This window comes from Ruegeria sp. AD91A (assembly GCF_003443535.1).
Taxonomy (GTDB): domain Bacteria; phylum Pseudomonadota; class Alphaproteobacteria; order Rhodobacterales; family Rhodobacteraceae; genus Ruegeria.
In genome coordinates this window covers 3,196,185-3,212,594 of the sequence record NZ_CP031946.1, presented here as the reverse complement: position 1 = coordinate 3,212,594, position 16,410 = coordinate 3,196,185, and the positions used below count along the sequence as shown (strand labels likewise).

At 56.1% G+C, this 16,410-nt stretch carries 19 protein-coding genes; 9 read left to right on the top strand and 10 right to left on the bottom strand.

From position 1 onward, the window contains the following. Positions 1 to 28 precede the first annotated feature (28 nt). Positions 29 to 796 carry a glycerophosphodiester phosphodiesterase family protein gene (locus D1823_RS16050; protein WP_117871722.1) on the bottom strand — a complete coding sequence of 256 codons (768 nt, stop codon included), beginning with the start codon at positions 794 to 796 and terminating at the stop codon, positions 29 to 31. Next, positions 793 to 1,248 (bottom strand): RidA family protein, encoded by a 456-nt coding sequence (locus tag D1823_RS16045; protein WP_117871720.1) that lies wholly within the window; start codon positions 1,246 to 1,248, stop codon positions 793 to 795. The genes D1823_RS16050 and D1823_RS16045 overlap by 4 nt, the downstream gene beginning before the upstream one ends. A 345-nt stretch (positions 1,249 to 1,593) precedes the next feature. Here D1823_RS16045 and D1823_RS16040 point away from each other — a divergent pair, with 345 nt between their 5' ends. Beyond that, positions 1,594 to 2,364, top strand: coding sequence for a VacJ family lipoprotein (locus D1823_RS16040; protein WP_117872940.1), 771 nt, complete (start codon positions 1,594 to 1,596; stop codon positions 2,362 to 2,364). After that, the gene (locus D1823_RS16035) at positions 2,354 to 2,953 is read left to right on the top strand and encodes a phospholipid-binding protein MlaC (protein ID WP_117871718.1); all 600 of its coding nucleotides are present in this window, start codon (positions 2,354 to 2,356) and stop codon (positions 2,951 to 2,953) included. The genes D1823_RS16040 and D1823_RS16035 overlap by 11 nt, the downstream gene beginning before the upstream one ends. 103 nt (positions 2,954 to 3,056) lie before the next feature. Here the strand turns inward: D1823_RS16035 and fliP are convergent, their stop codons facing one another. The 4 genes from fliP to fliF are packed head-to-tail and all read right to left on the bottom strand — an operon-like array spanning position 3,057 to position 6,244. Continuing rightward, entirely contained in the window at positions 3,057 to 3,785 is a 729-nt protein-coding gene (gene fliP, locus D1823_RS16030) for a flagellar type III secretion system pore protein FliP (RefSeq protein ID WP_117871715.1), read from the bottom strand. After that, positions 3,785 to 4,072 carry a FliM/FliN family flagellar motor C-terminal domain-containing protein gene (locus D1823_RS16025; protein ID WP_117871713.1) on the bottom strand — a complete coding sequence of 96 codons (288 nt, stop codon included), beginning with the start codon at positions 4,070 to 4,072 and terminating at the stop codon, positions 3,785 to 3,787. The genes fliP and D1823_RS16025 overlap by 1 nt, the downstream gene beginning before the upstream one ends. Continuing rightward, on the bottom strand, positions 4,065 to 4,661 hold the full coding sequence (locus D1823_RS16020) for an ABC transporter ATP-binding protein (protein ID WP_117871711.1): 597 nt from the start codon (positions 4,659 to 4,661) through the stop codon (positions 4,065 to 4,067). Before D1823_RS16020 ends, D1823_RS16025 begins: the two co-directional genes overlap by 8 nt. Beyond that, complete coding sequence (fliF, locus tag D1823_RS16015; RefSeq protein WP_117872939.1) at positions 4,661 to 6,244, bottom strand: flagellar basal-body MS-ring/collar protein FliF; 1,584 nt, start codon at positions 6,242 to 6,244, stop codon at positions 4,661 to 4,663. Before fliF ends, D1823_RS16020 begins: the two co-directional genes overlap by 1 nt. Before the next feature lie 119 nt (positions 6,245 to 6,363). On the opposite strand from fliF, the gene fliL reads away from it, so the two are divergent. From fliL to D1823_RS15990, 5 genes are read left to right on the top strand one after another with little or no spacing between them, the layout of a single operon-like run. Next, positions 6,364 to 6,861, top strand: coding sequence for a flagellar basal body-associated protein FliL (fliL, locus tag D1823_RS16010; protein WP_254683752.1), 498 nt, complete (start codon positions 6,364 to 6,366; stop codon positions 6,859 to 6,861). Positions 6,862 to 6,870: 9 nt separating this feature from the next. After that, on the top strand, positions 6,871 to 7,347 hold the full coding sequence (locus tag D1823_RS16005; RefSeq protein WP_117871706.1) for a hypothetical protein: 477 nt from the start codon (positions 6,871 to 6,873) through the stop codon (positions 7,345 to 7,347). Beyond that, a complete protein-coding gene (locus D1823_RS16000; RefSeq protein WP_117871704.1) occupies positions 7,344 to 7,928 on the top strand; it encodes a MotE family protein in 585 nt (194 codons plus the stop codon). Before D1823_RS16005 ends, D1823_RS16000 begins: the two co-directional genes overlap by 4 nt. A 47-nt stretch (positions 7,929 to 7,975) precedes the next feature. Then, positions 7,976 to 8,845 (top strand): flagellar motor stator protein MotA, encoded by an 870-nt coding sequence (gene motA, locus D1823_RS15995; RefSeq protein ID WP_117871702.1) that lies wholly within the window; start codon positions 7,976 to 7,978, stop codon positions 8,843 to 8,845. Beyond that, positions 8,842 to 10,977 (top strand): hypothetical protein, encoded by a 2,136-nt coding sequence (locus D1823_RS15990; RefSeq protein WP_117871700.1) that lies wholly within the window; start codon positions 8,842 to 8,844, stop codon positions 10,975 to 10,977. The genes motA and D1823_RS15990 overlap by 4 nt, the downstream gene beginning before the upstream one ends. Before the next feature lie 602 nt (positions 10,978 to 11,579). On the opposite strand, the gene betB is transcribed toward D1823_RS15990, so the two are convergent. Beyond that, positions 11,580 to 13,034, bottom strand: coding sequence for a betaine-aldehyde dehydrogenase (betB, locus tag D1823_RS15980; RefSeq protein ID WP_117871696.1), 1,455 nt, complete (start codon positions 13,032 to 13,034; stop codon positions 11,580 to 11,582). A 187-nt stretch (positions 13,035 to 13,221) separates the two neighbouring features. Here betB and D1823_RS15975 point away from each other — a divergent pair, with 187 nt between their 5' ends. Further along, positions 13,222 to 13,551: a hypothetical protein gene (locus D1823_RS15975; RefSeq protein WP_117871694.1), complete on the top strand. Its 330-nt coding sequence runs from the start codon at positions 13,222 to 13,224 to the stop codon at positions 13,549 to 13,551. A 6-nt stretch (positions 13,552 to 13,557) separates the two neighbouring features. Here D1823_RS15975 and D1823_RS15970 read toward each other — a convergent pair whose 3' ends face one another. Both D1823_RS15970 and D1823_RS15965 read right to left on the bottom strand, forming a co-directional pair. Then, complete coding sequence (locus D1823_RS15970) at positions 13,558 to 14,067, bottom strand: potassium channel family protein (protein ID WP_117871691.1); 510 nt, start codon at positions 14,065 to 14,067, stop codon at positions 13,558 to 13,560. Between the two features lie 66 nt (positions 14,068 to 14,133). After that, positions 14,134 to 15,039: a rhodanese-related sulfurtransferase gene (locus tag D1823_RS15965; protein ID WP_117871689.1), complete on the bottom strand. Its 906-nt coding sequence runs from the start codon at positions 15,037 to 15,039 to the stop codon at positions 14,134 to 14,136. A gap of 96 nt (positions 15,040 to 15,135) precedes the next feature. Here D1823_RS15965 and pncA point away from each other — a divergent pair, with 96 nt between their 5' ends. Further along, positions 15,136 to 15,729 (top strand): bifunctional nicotinamidase/pyrazinamidase, encoded by a 594-nt coding sequence (gene pncA / locus D1823_RS15960; protein WP_117871687.1) that lies wholly within the window; start codon positions 15,136 to 15,138, stop codon positions 15,727 to 15,729. Here the strand turns inward: pncA and D1823_RS15955 are convergent. Further along, positions 15,726 to 16,256, bottom strand: a complete 531-nt coding sequence (locus D1823_RS15955) for a hypothetical protein (protein ID WP_117871685.1) — start codon at positions 16,254 to 16,256, stop codon at positions 15,726 to 15,728. The genes pncA and D1823_RS15955 overlap by 4 nt on opposite strands. Positions 16,257 to 16,410 lie beyond the last annotated feature (154 nt).

Here is a 16,410-nt window from a genome sequence, read left to right as displayed (position 1 = left end):
CCTTTATCTGTGACCGAGGCGCCAAGGTTCAAGCTGAATGCGCAGCCAGATACCCTTCGAAGGTCACATTGTCGGCAACCATGCGGGCCTCTGCCTCTTGTTCAGGCGTCCGAACAGTCCAGCACAGGATCGGCACGCCCTGCGCCTTCAGTTCAACCACACGTGCGCGGGACAGGTCAGCGGCCTCATGGCTGATGAAACCGGCCCCGACACGATCGAAATCCGGAATATCGCGCAAGTGATCACACACGTCTTGCGGCAACAGTTCGACACTGGGCTCATAGGCGCAAGTTGCGATGCCGCGCGGCAGATGCGGGGCCAGCCGCGCCAGCTCCGCAACCGAGTTGGGATTGAAGGACATCAGCGCCACCGGACCTTCGTACCCCTGCAATGCGCGCACGGTGTCGTGCTCGAGGGCACCGATATTCATACCCATAACGCCGTCCTGATCCTTCAACTCGATCAGCAGCGGCACCTGGCCTGCCACGATTTCCAGCACATCATCCAGCGTTGGAATGCCGTCCTCGCCATACAGAAGAGTGGTATTGGACGCCGCAACCGCCGACACCTGCCGGACCGGCCCGGACTGACCGGTCAGACGCGCCATATCATAGTCATGAAATACCACGGCACGATCATCAGCTGTAAGTTGAAGATCAATCTCAATCCCGTAACCGGCATCAATGGCAGCACGAATGGCCGCCCGGCTGTTTTCCGGACGGTTATTCGAGACGTCGTGCAACGCCCGATGGGCAATTGGGGCCTGCAGAAACGCAGCTGGCAGGGGCGGTATCATTCGATCTCGAATATACCTTCGATCTCAACTGCCACGCCCAAAGGCAGTGACGCAGCGCTAACGGCGGAACGCGAGTGGCGACCGGCGTCGCCCAGCGCTTCGACCAGGAAGTCGGATGCGCCGTTGATCACTTGCGGCTGTGCGGTGAAATCTGCGGTCGAGTTCACGAAACCGGTCAGTTTGATGACACGCACCAGTTTGTCGATATCTCCGCCACAGGCCGCCTTGACCTGTGCCAGCAGATTGATCGCGCAGACACGCGCCGCAGCGGCTCCGGCTTCGACATCCATGTCGTCGCCCAGCTTGCCAGTGATCAGCTCATCCGTTTTCGATATCTGGCCGGACACATACACGATATTGCCCACACGTACGAAAGGCACATAATTTGCCGCCGGCGCCGGTGCGTCGCCCAGTGTGACACCGAGGCTTTCCAGTTTTGCAGCGATGCTCATTGAGAGGGTCCTTCCCTGATTGACTCTGCCGGACGCTAACCGGGAAGCACAGCCGTGGAAAGACGGAATACGGCAATTTCCGGCTTGCACGCGATCTGAGCATATCTTTACTTATTATGACTTGTAGATACTCAATTGCTTTACCCGGACCTGACGGACAGGTTACACGCTAGGTGTTTCATTTGAGATCTGAAACGACTATGTGACAAGAACTTGTGCCTTACCGGCGTGTAAGTATTGGTGAATTGTGATTGTTGGCCCGACAGAACGGATGCCGGGCATTTGGGAGAAGCAAAGATCGTGTCGAGCAGATTTCGCCTGAAACACCTGGTTGTACTGTCGCTCATGGCCATTCTGTCCGCCTGTGCAACCACGCCTCCCGACGACGCCTCACGCAATGACGTGTTTGACCCCTATGAAAACGCGAACCGGGGTATTCATAAGTTCAATTTGGGCGTTGACCGGTTTCTGTTTCGACCTGCTTCCAAAGGGTACGTCAAGATCGTTCCCGATCCTATGGTTACCAGTTTCAGCACATTCGCCGAAAATATCTCGCTGCCCGGACAGGCGGTCGACTACCTGCTTCAGGGCAACCCGAAACAGATGGGCAATGCGCTGCTGCGCTTTGTGATCAACATGACCGTGGGCGGCTTTGGCCTGTCCGCGCCCGCAGATGAGCTGAACCTGCCGCCCGTTGATACTGATTTCGGTGAGACCCTGCACGTCTGGGGTGTCGGCGAAGGGGCTTATGTTGAATTGCCTTTCTATGGCCCGTCGACCCAAAGGGATGCTATCGGGGTCGTGATCAACCTGTTCTCGAATCCGATCAACTTTACCCCGGTCCGACCCGCCGACAACCTGGGCGTCTATGCCGAAGTCGTTCGCCGCATGGGCGATCGTGGTCGGTTCTCGGATACCGTGGACTCAATTCTTTATGAAAGCGCAGACAGTTATGCACAGGCCCGCCTGATCTATCTGCAAAACCGCCGCTTCGAACTGACAAGAGATGACGAAGACGCATATCTGGATTTGTACTCTGACCCCTATGCCGAAACCAGGGCAGACCCGGTCAGGGACCCCTATTTAGACCCCTACGAGGACCCCTATGCTGAATAACGAGTTGAACCGCCGTCACTTTGTCGCAGCCGGTCTGGCCTTGGCCGTTTTGCCCAAGTCCGCGTTTGCCCAGACCGAGGCAACGGCCAAGGCACTGGTCAGCAGCGTGGTCAACGACATCAACCGGGTTATCGAATCGGGTAAGTCGGAAAAAGCGATGTTGCGTGATTTTGAGAAGATATTCGTGCAATATGCGGACGTCCCGATCATGGCACGCTATGCCCTCGGCGCGGATGCCCGCACAGCCACCCCATCCCAACTGAAGCAATTTACCAAGGCGTTTCAGAGCTATATCTCGCGCAAATATGGCCGCCGCTTCCGTGAGTTCATCGGCGGTGAGGTCAACGTGCGCAATGCCCGCAAGATCAAGGCCGGATATGAAGTGCGCACAACAGTCAAACTGCGCGGCTCGGCCCCGTTTGACGTAACTTTCCTTGTTTCGGACAAGTCGGGGCGTGAAAAATTCTACAACATGTTCATCGAAGGCGTGAACCTGTTGCTGACCGAACGCACCGAAATCGGCGCGATGCTGGATGCCCGCAAAGGCAACCTGGACCAGTTGATCAAAGACCTGAAAAAGACCGGCTGAATCGTTTCATTTACGTTTGGGCGTTGAAAACCACCTTTGAAGAAAGTGGGGCAGAGTCGTCTGACCGCCTGTTTTTTCAGCGCGCCTCGGCTATATGTCGAGATCACGGCATATAACTGCGCACCAATGCACCCGCAATCAAAGCCCACCCGTCGGCTATCACAAAAAACGCCAACTTGAATGGCAAGGATACAATGGCCGGTGGCACCATCATCATACCCATCGACATCAATACAGCAGCCACGACAAGATCGATGATCAGAAACGGCAGAAAAATCAGAAACCCGATCTGAAACGCCCGCGCAATTTCAGACAGCATGAAAGATGGCATCAAAACCGACAACGGTGCCTGTGCGGACAACTCCATAGCCTCGCCGCCGGGACGTAAAGCTGCCATGGCATAAAACGTGTCCGCATCGAGTCGCGCCGCCATGAAGGCGCGGAACGGCTCTAACGCGCGCTCCAATGCTGACTCCACCTCCATCGTCTCTTCGATCATCGGGCGTATCCCTGTGGCCCATGCTTCGGAAAACACCGGGTCCATAATGAAATAGGTCAGGAACAACGCCAGGCTGACCAACAGCATATTGGGTGGAGATTGTTGCAGGCCGATCCCTTGCCGCAGGATTGAAAGAACAGTGATCAGGAATGGAAAGCAGGTGATCATGATCGCCAAACCCGGAGCGATGCTCAGCACTGTGATCAGCAAAATCAGCTGGATTGTTCGGGCGGAAATCGGTCCGCCTTCGCCCAAAGACAAGGTCAAATCCTGAGCTGCGGCCAGTGAGGGCATCAACATGACCACCAAAGCCAGCCAGGTCACATAGCGCATCAGCCAATTCCGTTTTGCAAATCCGCAATCTCGGTCAGGCGCACTGCCAGCTGCCCCGCCTGATCGCCCTCCATTTCCTCCAGCAACCCGCGTGCGACCAACTGATCCCCAACATAGAGGTCGACCGGGTCTTCGATACGTTTGTCCAAGATCAGCACTGCATTCTCTCCCATGTTCAACAAGTCCCGGATCAGTGGGCGCGTGCGACCAACTGAAACGGTCACTTCAATCGGGACCGAATCGAACGGGTTGGGTTTTTCAGTTTTCGGAATCTGGGTGTCATTCATTGGACAAAGCCTTTCTTGCCTCAAAGACATAAGCGTCAAAGATCTGTGCGATGGCGGCGAGCAACGCGGTGCAATCGGCCTCACGCCTGCTTGTGCCTACCTGAAGGCGGGCCTGACCCGGCTCCAGCTCAGAGTGTTCGATAACCTGAGGAGTGGGATGCAAGTCTTGCGGCAACAGCGCTGCAACCTTTTCGGCGCATCCCGGCGGCACCATAATCTGCATCGGCTGCTCTGCCCGGGAACACGCCATTTCACAGAGTTGTTCCACAAGGCGGGCAGCCAAGCCGCGCTCGGCCATCTCAGGCAGTACGGTCTGAACCAGACTGGCGAACATGGGCTCCAGAGACAGGGTCATGCGGGTGATTGCTTCGTGATAGGTGAAAGACATATCCTGAAGCGACCTGGCCAATTCAGCCGAGATCTGGCCGCGACTTTGTTCCTGCGCCCGAGAGGCATCTTCCCAACCGGCCCCATACCCGTCTTCAAAGGCAGAGAGCCGTTGTTCTTCCAGCGCGTCCTCATCCAGAAGCAGAACGGGCCCGGTACCAGTCTGGGTGGTGAAATCCTCAAGCAGATGGGCAATCGACATCACACCCGCTCCTCGCCTTCTTCAAGCCAACTGCGCAGGATCTCGACAGTCTCTTCCTGCTTGTCACCGATCATGGCGCGCAGCCGATCAACAGGATCCTCCGTGGCGCTCGAGCCGAGGGCCGGGACACTGCGCTCTGCTGGCAAGGAAGAGAACTCTGCCGGTTCCTCCGGCGCGATTTCACCAGTCAGAGCCAATGCGCCCGAATTCGCCCCATCCGCAGCAGCCAGCAACGCCGGTGCCGAGGTTGGCTTCGTCAGGATCGGGCGGATCACGAACAGCGCCAACACCAGCGAAACCAGAGCCAGCACAGCCATCTGTATCAAGGACATGGCATCCAGATGGATGTTCTGCCAGAACGACGAGGTCACCAGAGTACCCTGCGGCTCAACCGAGGGAAAATCCATGGATTTCAGTGTGATAACGTCCCCGCGCGCCGCATCGTGCCCGACTGCTGAAGCCACGAGTTCTTCTAGAGCGGTCAGCTCTTCCTGAGGCAAGGGCGTAAATGCTTCGGATCCGGACGCATCCACCGATCTTGTCCCATTGACCAGAACCGCAACCGTCAGACGCTTGATCGCGCCGGGGGCCTTGTGTACTTCCAGCTCTGTCTCGGAGACTTCATAGTTCACCCGCTCACGAGTCTGGGTGGCCGTCGAGTTGGATTCATCTCCGCCTGCCGCGTCACCATCAGGCAGATTTGACGCCACAGTAACATCCGATGACTGATTTCGAGCACTGTCCGAGCGTTCTTCGACATCCGTGCTGATCGCCACGCGGCCCTTGGGATCAAAGCGCCTCTCTCGAATGGATTCTGTCTTGGTCTCGGTATCCACACTGACCTCGACCACAGCATTGCCGGTACCGACACGCGCCTCGACCAGACGCAGAACACGTTCTCGCAACTGACGCGACTTGTCATCGGCGGTGTCTGTTGTCGCTGTGGTATCTTGCCCGCCAATCACAGCCCCTTGTGAATCAATCACCGTTACGTTCTCTGGCGTCAGCCCACTGACAGCCGAGGCAACAAGGAACCGGATAGCCTTGGCCTGATCACCGGTAATTTCGCTTCCGGATGGCACGAGATAAACCGAAGCCGTTGGTGCCACACTGCGCTGAAACGGGTTTGCTGTCCCATTGGCAATATGGACGCGCGCCTGACTGACATGCGGGCTGCCGACAATAGTCCGCGCCAGTTCACCCTCTTTCGCGCGCCAATAAGCAGCATCGAACATCTGAGACGTGGTGCCAAACCCGCTTAACGAATCAAGCAGTTCGTACCCTTTGTTGCCGTTTGCGGGCAGGCCTTCGCTGGCCAGGGTCATTCGCAACTCGTCGCGCTGCGCACCGGAGACGTAGATCGATCCGCCCCGGATCTCATATGTGACGCCACGCTGGTCCAGCGCTCGTACTATATCCCCAGCGGCACCGTTTTCCAGACCAGCATAAAGCAACGTCATGGACGGAGCAGTCACAAGGCGCGACATTCCGAGGATACCCAGAAACACCAGCGCAACCGCGCCAGCGACAATGATTTGTTTACGCCTGTCCAAACTAGCCCAGACAGTTCCGATCTGCTGCACGCTCACCTCCGACTCGCCGGCATTCTGCCCGACGCATCCTCTGTTTGGACGATTGCTCTTAACAATCGGTTAGTCCCTGCACGGTTATGACAGAGACAGAACGGATGAATGAGGACGTCATGACCGACGCAACCTACAAACTGGCGGAACCCACCGAGAAAAAAGGGAAAAAGGGAATGCTAATCGGGATGATCCTTGCGGTCGTCGGAGCTGCGGGCGGGTATTTCCTGACATCGTCCGGATTGATTCCGCTGGGCGGCAAAGCCGCAGTTGAGACCAACAAAGACGGGGCGAAAGACGAACCTGCCAAAGCGCTGGCAGATGTCGGGTTTATTGATCTGCCGCCGGTCGTTGTATCGGTGAATTCCGGCAAGTCGCGGCATTTGAAGTTCCACGCACAGCTCGAAGTTAACGCGCCGTACATGGATGATGTGAAAAAAATGCAGCCACGAATCATGGATGTCCTGAACGGTTACCTGCGAGCCGTTGAGCTGAAGGACCTGGAGGATTCACTGGCATTGACGCGCATCCGAGGTCACCTGCTGCGACGCATTGGAATAGTCGTCGGCGAAGGGCGCGTTCGCGATGTGCTGGTGATGGAATTTGTGCTGAATTAGGAGGCGGAATTGGAGCTGATTGCGGATATTTTGCTGGTCGCCGGTGCGTTGGGCGCGGGTCTTTATTGCTTTGTGCTGTCGCGCCGCCTCAAGCGGTTCACCGATCTTGAAAAAGGCGTCGGTGGTGCAGTGGCCGTGTTGTCGACCCAGGCAGAAGAGCTGAAGAAATCCCTGGACAGCGCGCGAAACGCCTCTGATCAATCGGGTGATCAGCTTAAGGCGCTGACGCAAAGGGCTGAAACCGTGGCACAGCGCCTGGAACTCATGATGGCATCTCTGCATGATATCATCCCCGAAGAAGAAACTGCTGCCCCGGAAAAAGCAAAGTCTCTCCAAGACGAGCCTCAACCTGAAGAGGAAATGGGCACCGGGCACGAGAAAACAGCGGAACCGGTCGAAACTGGTGCGAGTGAAGAGCCACCCAAAGCGCCAGAGGGCCTGATGTTCTTCCGGCATGACCGCAAGCAGAGCGAGGCGCAGGTATGAGCCTTGCGCGGAACGCCAAACACAATACACGCCCGCGCGGTGGTGTGCTTGCCGTCATCTCATTGCTGATGATCGGCTCGGCAGCCATTCGCCTTGGCTTGGAGGCGGGACCTGCGCTCGCCAAACCGGTGACACCCGAAGCCGTGGAAAACAAGCCTGCCGCGTCCGAAACACGCGATGTTCAGGTTGTGCTGGCAGAGCTTTTGAGCCGGGAGAAACGCGTCAAACAGCGAGAGGATGATTTACGCGATCAGGAAAAAGCACTGGAAATCGCAACCCAAGCCGTTGAAACGCGCCTGACGGCCTTGAAGGACGCGGAAGATTCCCTGCGCGACACACTGGCGGTTGCAGACAGGGCGGCAGAGAACGATCTGGCGCGCTTAACGGATGTTTACCAGAACATGAAACCAAAGGACGCAGCCGCATTGTTTGAAACCATGGACCCGACCTTTGCCGCAGGGTTCTTGTCCCGCATGCCGGCGGACGCAGCGGCTGGCGTACTGGCGGGCCTAAGTCCCGAAGCTGCCTACACGATCAGCGTTGTCATGGCCGGTCGCAACGCCTCGGCCCCGCAGGAATAATCGCCTGTGTTGCCCGGTTTTGCACAGAACTCATCTGGAGATCTCAAATGATTGGAATTGTTGGAATTGTTGTCATCTTCGTAATGGTCTTCGGGGGCTATCTTGCGGCAGGCGGCAAGATGACCATCATCATGAAGTCCCTTCCATTCGAAATGATGATGATCGGCGGTGCGGCCGTAGGAGCCTTTCTGATCAGCAACGACATGGGTGGCGTGAAACATACGATCAAAGACATGGGCAAAGTGTTCAAAGGCCCGAAATGGAAACCCGAAGACTATCGCGACCTTCTATGTCTTCTGTTTTCGTTGATCCGTATTGCCCGCGCCAACCCCGTGGAGGTTGAGCAGCATGTTGAAGACCCTGAAAACTCCAGCTTGTTTTCTGCATACCCCAAGATTCAATCCGACAAAGAGGCCGTCGACCTGATTTGTGACACGATGCGGTCAGCGGCAATGAACTATGACGATCCACACCAGGTTGAAGAGGTTCTGGAGAAGCGCATGGAGGCAAATTTTCATCATGCCATGCACTCCAGCCATGCGCTTCAGACAGTAGCAGATGGCCTGCCCGCGCTGGGGATTGTTGCTGCGGTTTTGGGCGTAATCAAGACGATGGGATCAATCGATCAGCCACCCGAAGTGCTGGGGAAATTGATCGGGGGTGCCCTGGTGGGTACGTTCCTGGGCGTTTTTCTGGCCTATGGTCTGGTCGGCCCCTTCGCTGGCAAATTGAAAGCCGTGGCTGAAGAAGACAACCACTTCTATCAATTGATCAAGGAAGTGCTGGTTGCCAATCTTCATAATCATAATGCCGCCATGTGCATCGAGGTTGGACGCCAAAATACCCCAACTCACAACCGCCCCGGCTTTTCGGAGTTGGAGGACGCTTTAAAAGAGCTCAAGCAGGCTGCAGCATGAAGCGTATCGGATTTCTGATAGCGGTTTTGGTCACGGCTGCAAATGTCGTGACCGCACAGGGAGTGGTGGTGCGATCCGGAGAGCATGACGGATACACACGTCTGGTTTTCGACGTGCCACCGGATACTGGTTGGGTGCTGGCGCAACGTAAGAACGGCGCAAGCATTACAATTGCCCTGGACGACGTGACATTCAAAACCAACTCGGTTTTTGGGCGTTTGACCACGAACCGCCTGACCTCCTTGTCACAGAAAAGCCCCGGCAGCGCATTGGAGATGGAATTCGGATGCAACTGCGTAGCGTCGGCGTTTCTGTACAGAAATTCGATGATCGTACTGGACATCATGCCAGGGGATTTTTTGCCGCCGCTTCTTGAGGATATACCGCCACCCTTGAGCGGGAGAACAGCCGAAGCCACGCCGCCATACATCGACACAGGGTTGAATCTGCCACTCCTCACCATGACTGAGCAAGGGATAAAGGACCAGCTGTCGATCCGTCTTTTGCAAGGGACCGATCGCAAGATACTGGACTTGGAGCTTGCACCTGTCGGGCCGCGCAATACCGTCTCACCCGATACAACAGCTGTCTCATCCCAATTGAATTCGAACGTGCGTCTGACCACGGTTTTGGACGATTTGCAGAACATTCTGAACGCAGAGCTGCAACCAATTGATCCAAGACCTGCCTGTATCTCAGCTGGCGGGCTGAATTTTGCGTCCTGGTCAGGGGAGGCACCTTTTCTAAGCCAAGTGTCGGCTCTTCGCTTAGGGCTGTACAAAGAGTTCGACAAAGTTGACGACGAAAAGGCTCTGAAACTGGCTAAGCTCTACACCTCGTACGGCTTCGGGGCCGAAGCGCTGAGTGTTTTGAAGTTGGTGGAGACACCGCCAGACGGCACCAAACAAATTTCAGCAATTGCGCGGGTTGTTGATAACCGAGCGACGCTTCCGATGAGTCCATTCATTGGCCTGCAACGATGTGAAAGTGATGCTGCGCTTTGGGCTGTGTTGTCCGAAAAGGAACTGGCACCTGACGCAAATATTGAAGCTATCGAGCACGCATTTGCAAGACTGCCGGATCATCTTCGCCGCCTGCTAGGGCCGCGGCTGTCACAAATACTTGTGAGCGCTCAACAACTGGAGGCTGCACGCAGAGTCATTCGTTCCGTTGACCGGATAGAACCGGAAACAACGCCCAGTGTCACTCAGGCCAAAGCCAGCGTTGCCAAAGCGGAAGGTAACAGTGAACGTGAAGAAGAATTGTTGACCGAAGTTATAACCTCAACCCACGCCGCGGCTGAGTCTCCGCTGGCTTTGGCGCGCTTGGTGGAAAAACGTTGGTCTGAACGCAAAACCGTTTCTTCCCAGGAACTTGATCTGGCGGCGTCTTATGCGGTCGAGTTCAGGCGATCGGAACTGGGTCCGATTATGAACCGTACCTATGCGATCGCTCTGAGCCTGAGCCAGGAATTCGACCGCGCCTTCGACGTGATCAAAGCGCTGCCACCCGGCCCCGATAGCGACAGCGCCGTCAATCGGCATCTGCATTTGCTTTCCGAAAGATCGGACGACGCAACCTTTCTACACCAGACGATGGAGGTAATGCAGCCGGACATGGTTGCCGTATTAACAACCGAAACTGCAATTGCATTGGCCAGCCGCCTTGCTGATCTGGGCTTTGCTGAGCAGACATTCGCGCTGGCGAACAGACCGGAAGATCAGTCGCGGCGCTTGGATCGGGCTCGGTTGCGGGCTCGGGCCGCTCTGCTGTCGGGGCGCCCTCATCAAGCCCTGTTGGAGCTGGCTGATGACAATTCCGATGAGGCGCTTGCCTTGCGCGCGCAAGCGATGGTTTCAACAGAAGATTTTGCAGCCGCAGGTGATATGTTCCGAGGCCTCGAACAAAACGAAGCGGCAAACCGCTATTTCTGGCTGGCCGGGGTGTCGGATGAGAGGCTGGAGCCTACGGGCGGGAAATACGCGGCATTGAAACAAACCACCCAAGCCTTGTCTGACCTGCCGGTACGGTCGGCGGAAAGACCGCTGGCGGACGCGGAAAACCTGTTGAAAGACAGCCAGTCCGCCCGTCAGCGAATCGAAGATATGTTGAGCGCTGTCGGGATAGAATGACGTATTTCGCGACTTTTCCGGCTACACCCGGAAAAGTGAACGCAGTTCCCGACTCCGGTATACCCTGCGATGCGTTTCAACTTCTGGCAGCGCTGGAAGCCTTGTGCCGTTGCTTCAAAGCCGATCCAATCAGGACGCCCGATCAGGCGGGGATGCAAATATGGCTCTAGCCTTTTTCAGAGATGCAAGGTTCCGGACATGACGCCGAAGAACAGGCCGCCGAATTTCAGGCCACATTCCTCGATCAATAAGGTCACGTCGGCTGACCGCCCGTGAAACAACCGGTGCTGTGGCATTTACCGCAGATATGTGAAAACGAGACGCCATATCAGCGAAATACGGCGGCAAAGGTTCCGCGTCTTCAATGAGTTCAGTGGCCAGAAAAATCGCGGACGAGTATCCTCACCGGGCCGGGCCAATCGGCTGAGGATGACAGCGTCTTTGAACACAAATTCTGCAAAACCCACTTTTTCAACACGCTGGCAGGCATCGGTGTTGTCAGAGCAGTATACCCAGCCACTGGCTGGCAGGGCGTTTCCTCTGCTCCCGGCATCAGACACCGGCAGCAGAGACGTCAATAACAGCGGACAACCGTCCTTGATTCAGTACGGAGCCTCAACATCATTCATCGAGACATAGACGGTTTTCATTTCCGAGAAATGGTTGATCGCCAGTTTCGAGTTCTCGCGTCCGACACCGGACATTTTCGACCCGCCAAACGGCGCCTCGACCGGGGCAAGGTTGTAGGTGTTGATATAGCAAGTGCCTGCTTCGAATCCGGCCACGATTCGATGCGCCCGGGTCAGATCGTTCGTGAAGACACCTGCGGCCAGACCGAACTCGGTGTCATTGGCGCGGGTCATCACCTCTTCCTCGGTCTCGAAATCCAGCACCGACATGACAGGGCCAAAGATTTCCTCGCGCGCGATGGTCATGTTGTCCGTGACGTCAGCGAAAACCGTGGGCTGTAAATAATAGCCGTCCCGGTCGATCCGCTCGCCGCCAATAATCAATCTTGCGCCTTCGGCTTTGCCCTTTTCGATATAGCTCAGGGCGATGTTCATCTGGTTCTTGCTGACCATCGGTCCAAAGCTGACGTCCTCGTCCATTGGATCGCCGATTTTCGCGTTGACCAGACGTTCGGACAGGCGCTTCAGGAAGGCCTCTTTGATACCTTTTTGTACAAAGACGCGGGTGCCGTTGGAACAGACCTGACCCGAAGAATAGAAATTGCCCAGAATCGCACCTGAAACAGCGTTTTCGATGTCGGCATCTTCGAAGACAATCATCGGGGATTTGCCGCCGAGTTCCATGGTCACGTGCTTCATGCCATCCGCTGCGGCAGCATAGACCTTGCGGCCCGTCGGAACTGAACCAGTCAAAGAGACTTTGGCCACACGCGGATCGGTGACCAGCGAAGCACCGACATCGCCGTAACCCTGGATCACGTTGTAGACGCCTTTGGGTGCGCCAGCCTCGACCAGAATTTCAGCCACTTTCAATGCCGAAAGGGGCGTAGTTTCCGAAGGCTTGAATACCATCGTATTGCCACAAGCAAGCGCTGGGGCACCTTTCCAGCAGGCGATCTGCGTGGGATAGTTCCAGGCGCCGATCCCGACGCAAACGCCCAGCGCCTCGCGGATAGTATAGACGAAATCACCCCCGCCCAGCGGAATATGCTCTCCTGTCAGAGAGGCGGCCAATCCACCAAAATACTCCAGCGCATCTGCACCCGAGGTGGCGTCGGCCACTGTGGTTTCCTGAATCGGTTTGCCTGTATCATGGGTTTCCAGAACGGACAGGTCGTAGTTGCGTTCGCGCATGATATCGGACGCGCGGCGCAAAATTCGGCCACGTTCCGTCCCGGACAGTGCCGCCCAAGCCGCCTGAGCATTTTTTGCGCTATTCAGAGCCTTATCTATGATCGCCGGCGTCGCTGAATGCAGACGCGCAATCACTTCGCCTGTTGCGGGGTAAATTACTTCAAGGGCAGCGCCGTTTGCATCTTCGACATATTCGCCGTCAATGAAATGGCTGGCTCTGGGCTGAAAGTTCATACCGTGTCCTTTTCTTTCGCACTCGTCTGGACGGGACAAATGGTCCGTTGAAAATCGGCCTATCGGTTATTGATTGACCAGTCAATAAATTCATCAAAAAGGCGACTTTACGCCTGCCAGACCCCGCAAACCTTGAAATTTTTGGTTAATGTTCTATTTATGTTCTACTCAGTCAGAGGAAAAACCGATGACCCAGCAAGCACGTCACGCAGCCCTTAATGGGCCAAACAATGATTACCACCTGCTTCCGGTGACTGACCGGCAAATGCGATATGCGCGCGCGATCGCCGAGCAATCGGCACTTGAGATCCCGGTTGAAGCACAACGTGACCGGCGGCTCTTGTCTGATTGGATCTCGGCCCACAAACCGCGTGGTTCTTCGAAATTCGACAACTACCCGACAGGTAAGCAGGTTGCATTTGCCGAGCGGATTTCACGCAGTAAACGCCGCCCGATCCCGACCGAGTGTTTCCGTGACAAGAAAATGATGTCTCGCTGGATCGAGCAGAACAAATAGCCCTTATTAGGGTCTTTCCTGATTGTGATTACGGGCGTAAAGCGAAACTGCTGCGGCAACAAACATTCCCAGCAGGATATATCCCGTCACGGCTTCGGACACGGCGAGCCCACGGCACAGACCGGTCGGGGACATGTCGCCATATCCGACTGTGGTGAAGGTGACGTAGGAAAAATACAGAATATCACCCGGACCCTCTGCGCCGATGACACAGTGGTCGTTGTACCCGAAGGCGCCGTAAACCGCGGCGAACAGGAAGGGGACAACCTGTATGAACGACACCCCCATCAGAAACAAAAGCCTGCGGGGCGACTTCACCTGGGTCATGTAATACCAAGACTGCGACACCAGCCAGATCAACAGGCCAACCGAAGCGATTGTGCCAATCGTGTCGCCCGCAGCCGCCTCGCTCAGGCGCGAAAGACCATACCAGGCAAGAAAGCTCGCCAGAACCAGCCCCAACGCTGCAATCAGGGTTGATTTCCATTCATCCAAAGTCGTGGGTTTGCGGTGCATGAACGCCCCTTCAATCTGGCCTGCGAGCAGATCATCCGATCTAACGCAAAGGCCTGCAACCCGAATTCAGTCCTGCCGCAGATGCGCCTCACCCCGTTCGCGCGCCAGCAGAATCTGCTTTTGCCGCTCGCGAAAGCGCATTTTATCAGCCTCGGAAGTCTCATCGATGCATTGATGGCATGAAACGCCATGCTCGTATTCCGGGCGCTTCACATCCTCCGGAAGGATTGGACGCCGGCAGCCGTGACAGAGCTTGTGCGGCCCTTCAACAAGCCCGTGACCAACCGAAACACGATTGTCGAACACAAAGCATTCCCCCTGCCACGAACTGTCTTCAGCGGGCATTTCCTCAAGATACCGCAGGATACCGCCCTTGAGGTGATAGACATCCTCGACCCCCTGACCCAGCAGGTAGTTGGTGGATTTCTCGCAACGGATACCGCCCGTGCAGAACATGGCGACCCGCTTGTTGTGAAAGCGGTCCTTGTTCTGTTCCCACCATACCGGAAAATCGCGGAAACTGGCTGTTTCAGGGTCTATTGCGCCTTCAAACGTCCCGATTGCCACTTCGTAATCGTTTCGCGTGTCGATCAGCACCACATCTTCAGAACGGATCAGGTCATTCCACTCCTGCGGGTCGACATAGTAACCGACACGGGCGCGCGGGTCGACATCGGGCTGACCCATGGTCACGATCTCTTTCTTCAACCGCACCTTCATCTTGCCGAAAGGCGGATGGTCCGAGGTCGCTTCCTTCCACTCCAGATCAGCACAGCCCGGCAAGGATTGGATATGTGTCAGCACGGCGTCGATTCCGGCACGCGGGCCAGCAATTGTGCCGTTGATCCCTTCCTGTGCAAGCAGCAGCGTACCGGTGACGGACCGCTTACGGCACAGGTCCAGCAAGGGGTCGCGCAACGCGGCTGGATCCGCGAAACGGGTAAAGTGATAGAGGGCAGCGATTGTGTACATATGCGCGATCTACCTTCGCAGACCCAGAGTCGCAAGGGATTGCATTGACGCCCTGCGCGCCGCCGCCTACCGATAGAGTAAATACAGGAGACCGCCATGACCCATGCCCTGCTCGTGATCGACGTCCAGAACGACTTTTGCCCCGGTGGCGCACTGGCTGTGGCAGAGGGGGACGAGATCGTCGCACCGATAAATGCCATGATGGACGAGTTCGACGCCGTGATCCTGACTCAGGACTGGCATCCTGCAGGGCATTCTTCGTTCGCAAGCTCCCACGATGGCAAAAACCCGTTCGAATTGATCGAATTGCCCTACGGCCCACAGGTTTTGTGGCCCGATCACTGCGTACAAGGCACCCAGGGCGCGGGTTTTCATCCCGAATTGCGCACGGATGGCGATTTGATCCTTCGCAAAGGGTTCCGCGGTGCCATCGACAGCTATTCCGCGTTCTTCGAGAATGACCACCAGACACCGACAGGTCTGAAAGGCTATTTCGATACCCGAGGCATCGACCATTTGACCCTTGTGGGATTGGCCACCGATTACTGCGTCCACTTTTCCGCTGTGGACGCCGCCCGGTTGGGTTTCGGAGTCACAGTTCGCATGGATGCCTGCCGCGCGATTGATATGGACGGTTCGCTGGCAGCAGCCGAGCAGGCGATGCGGAACGCCGGAGTCGTATTGACCTAAGGTGTGGCACCTGCGGCGGCCAAAAGCTTGATCATTACGAACAGAACAACAGCCAGACCCAGCGCAAACCCAATGCGTCCAGGTACAGTGCGACGTTCCGGGTTGGTCTGGCTTGACGGTGGTGACGGAACGCGCATCGGCCGGCTGCGTACGATCCCCGCCATGGGCTGCGCTGTTCGCACATAATGCAGGAAATCCCAAAGGTTGAAATCGCCGCAATATTCACCCTGAATTCCACGCGCCCTGATGCTTTCAAACAGCGACCGCAGAATTCGCACCCGATCCGCCTGATCTTCGGCTGGAAACACACCAGGCACAATGCCGCTGTTGCGCGACTCGAGACTGAATCCGGCATCCAGAAAAATCTTGCGGATTTTCGGTGATGTTCCACGCAACGCGTCCGCGGCTCTGATATCTCGGAACACTGCACACACCCGGCGTTCCGTATCAGAGTCAGCACCCAGCTTTTCGGGGTCCAAATCATCCAACGCTACGTTAACAATATCAAAATCGTACTCGATACCCATTTACAAACTCAGTTTCGTCTTTCCATCCCCTCTTCTCACTAACCGGTGAAAACAATGCACAATATGCCGGTATTGTGACGTCAAACTGGCATTGTCACCAAATCAGCGACTCTTGCCATTTCCGGAGTCGATTGATCTAACTACGGAAATCGCA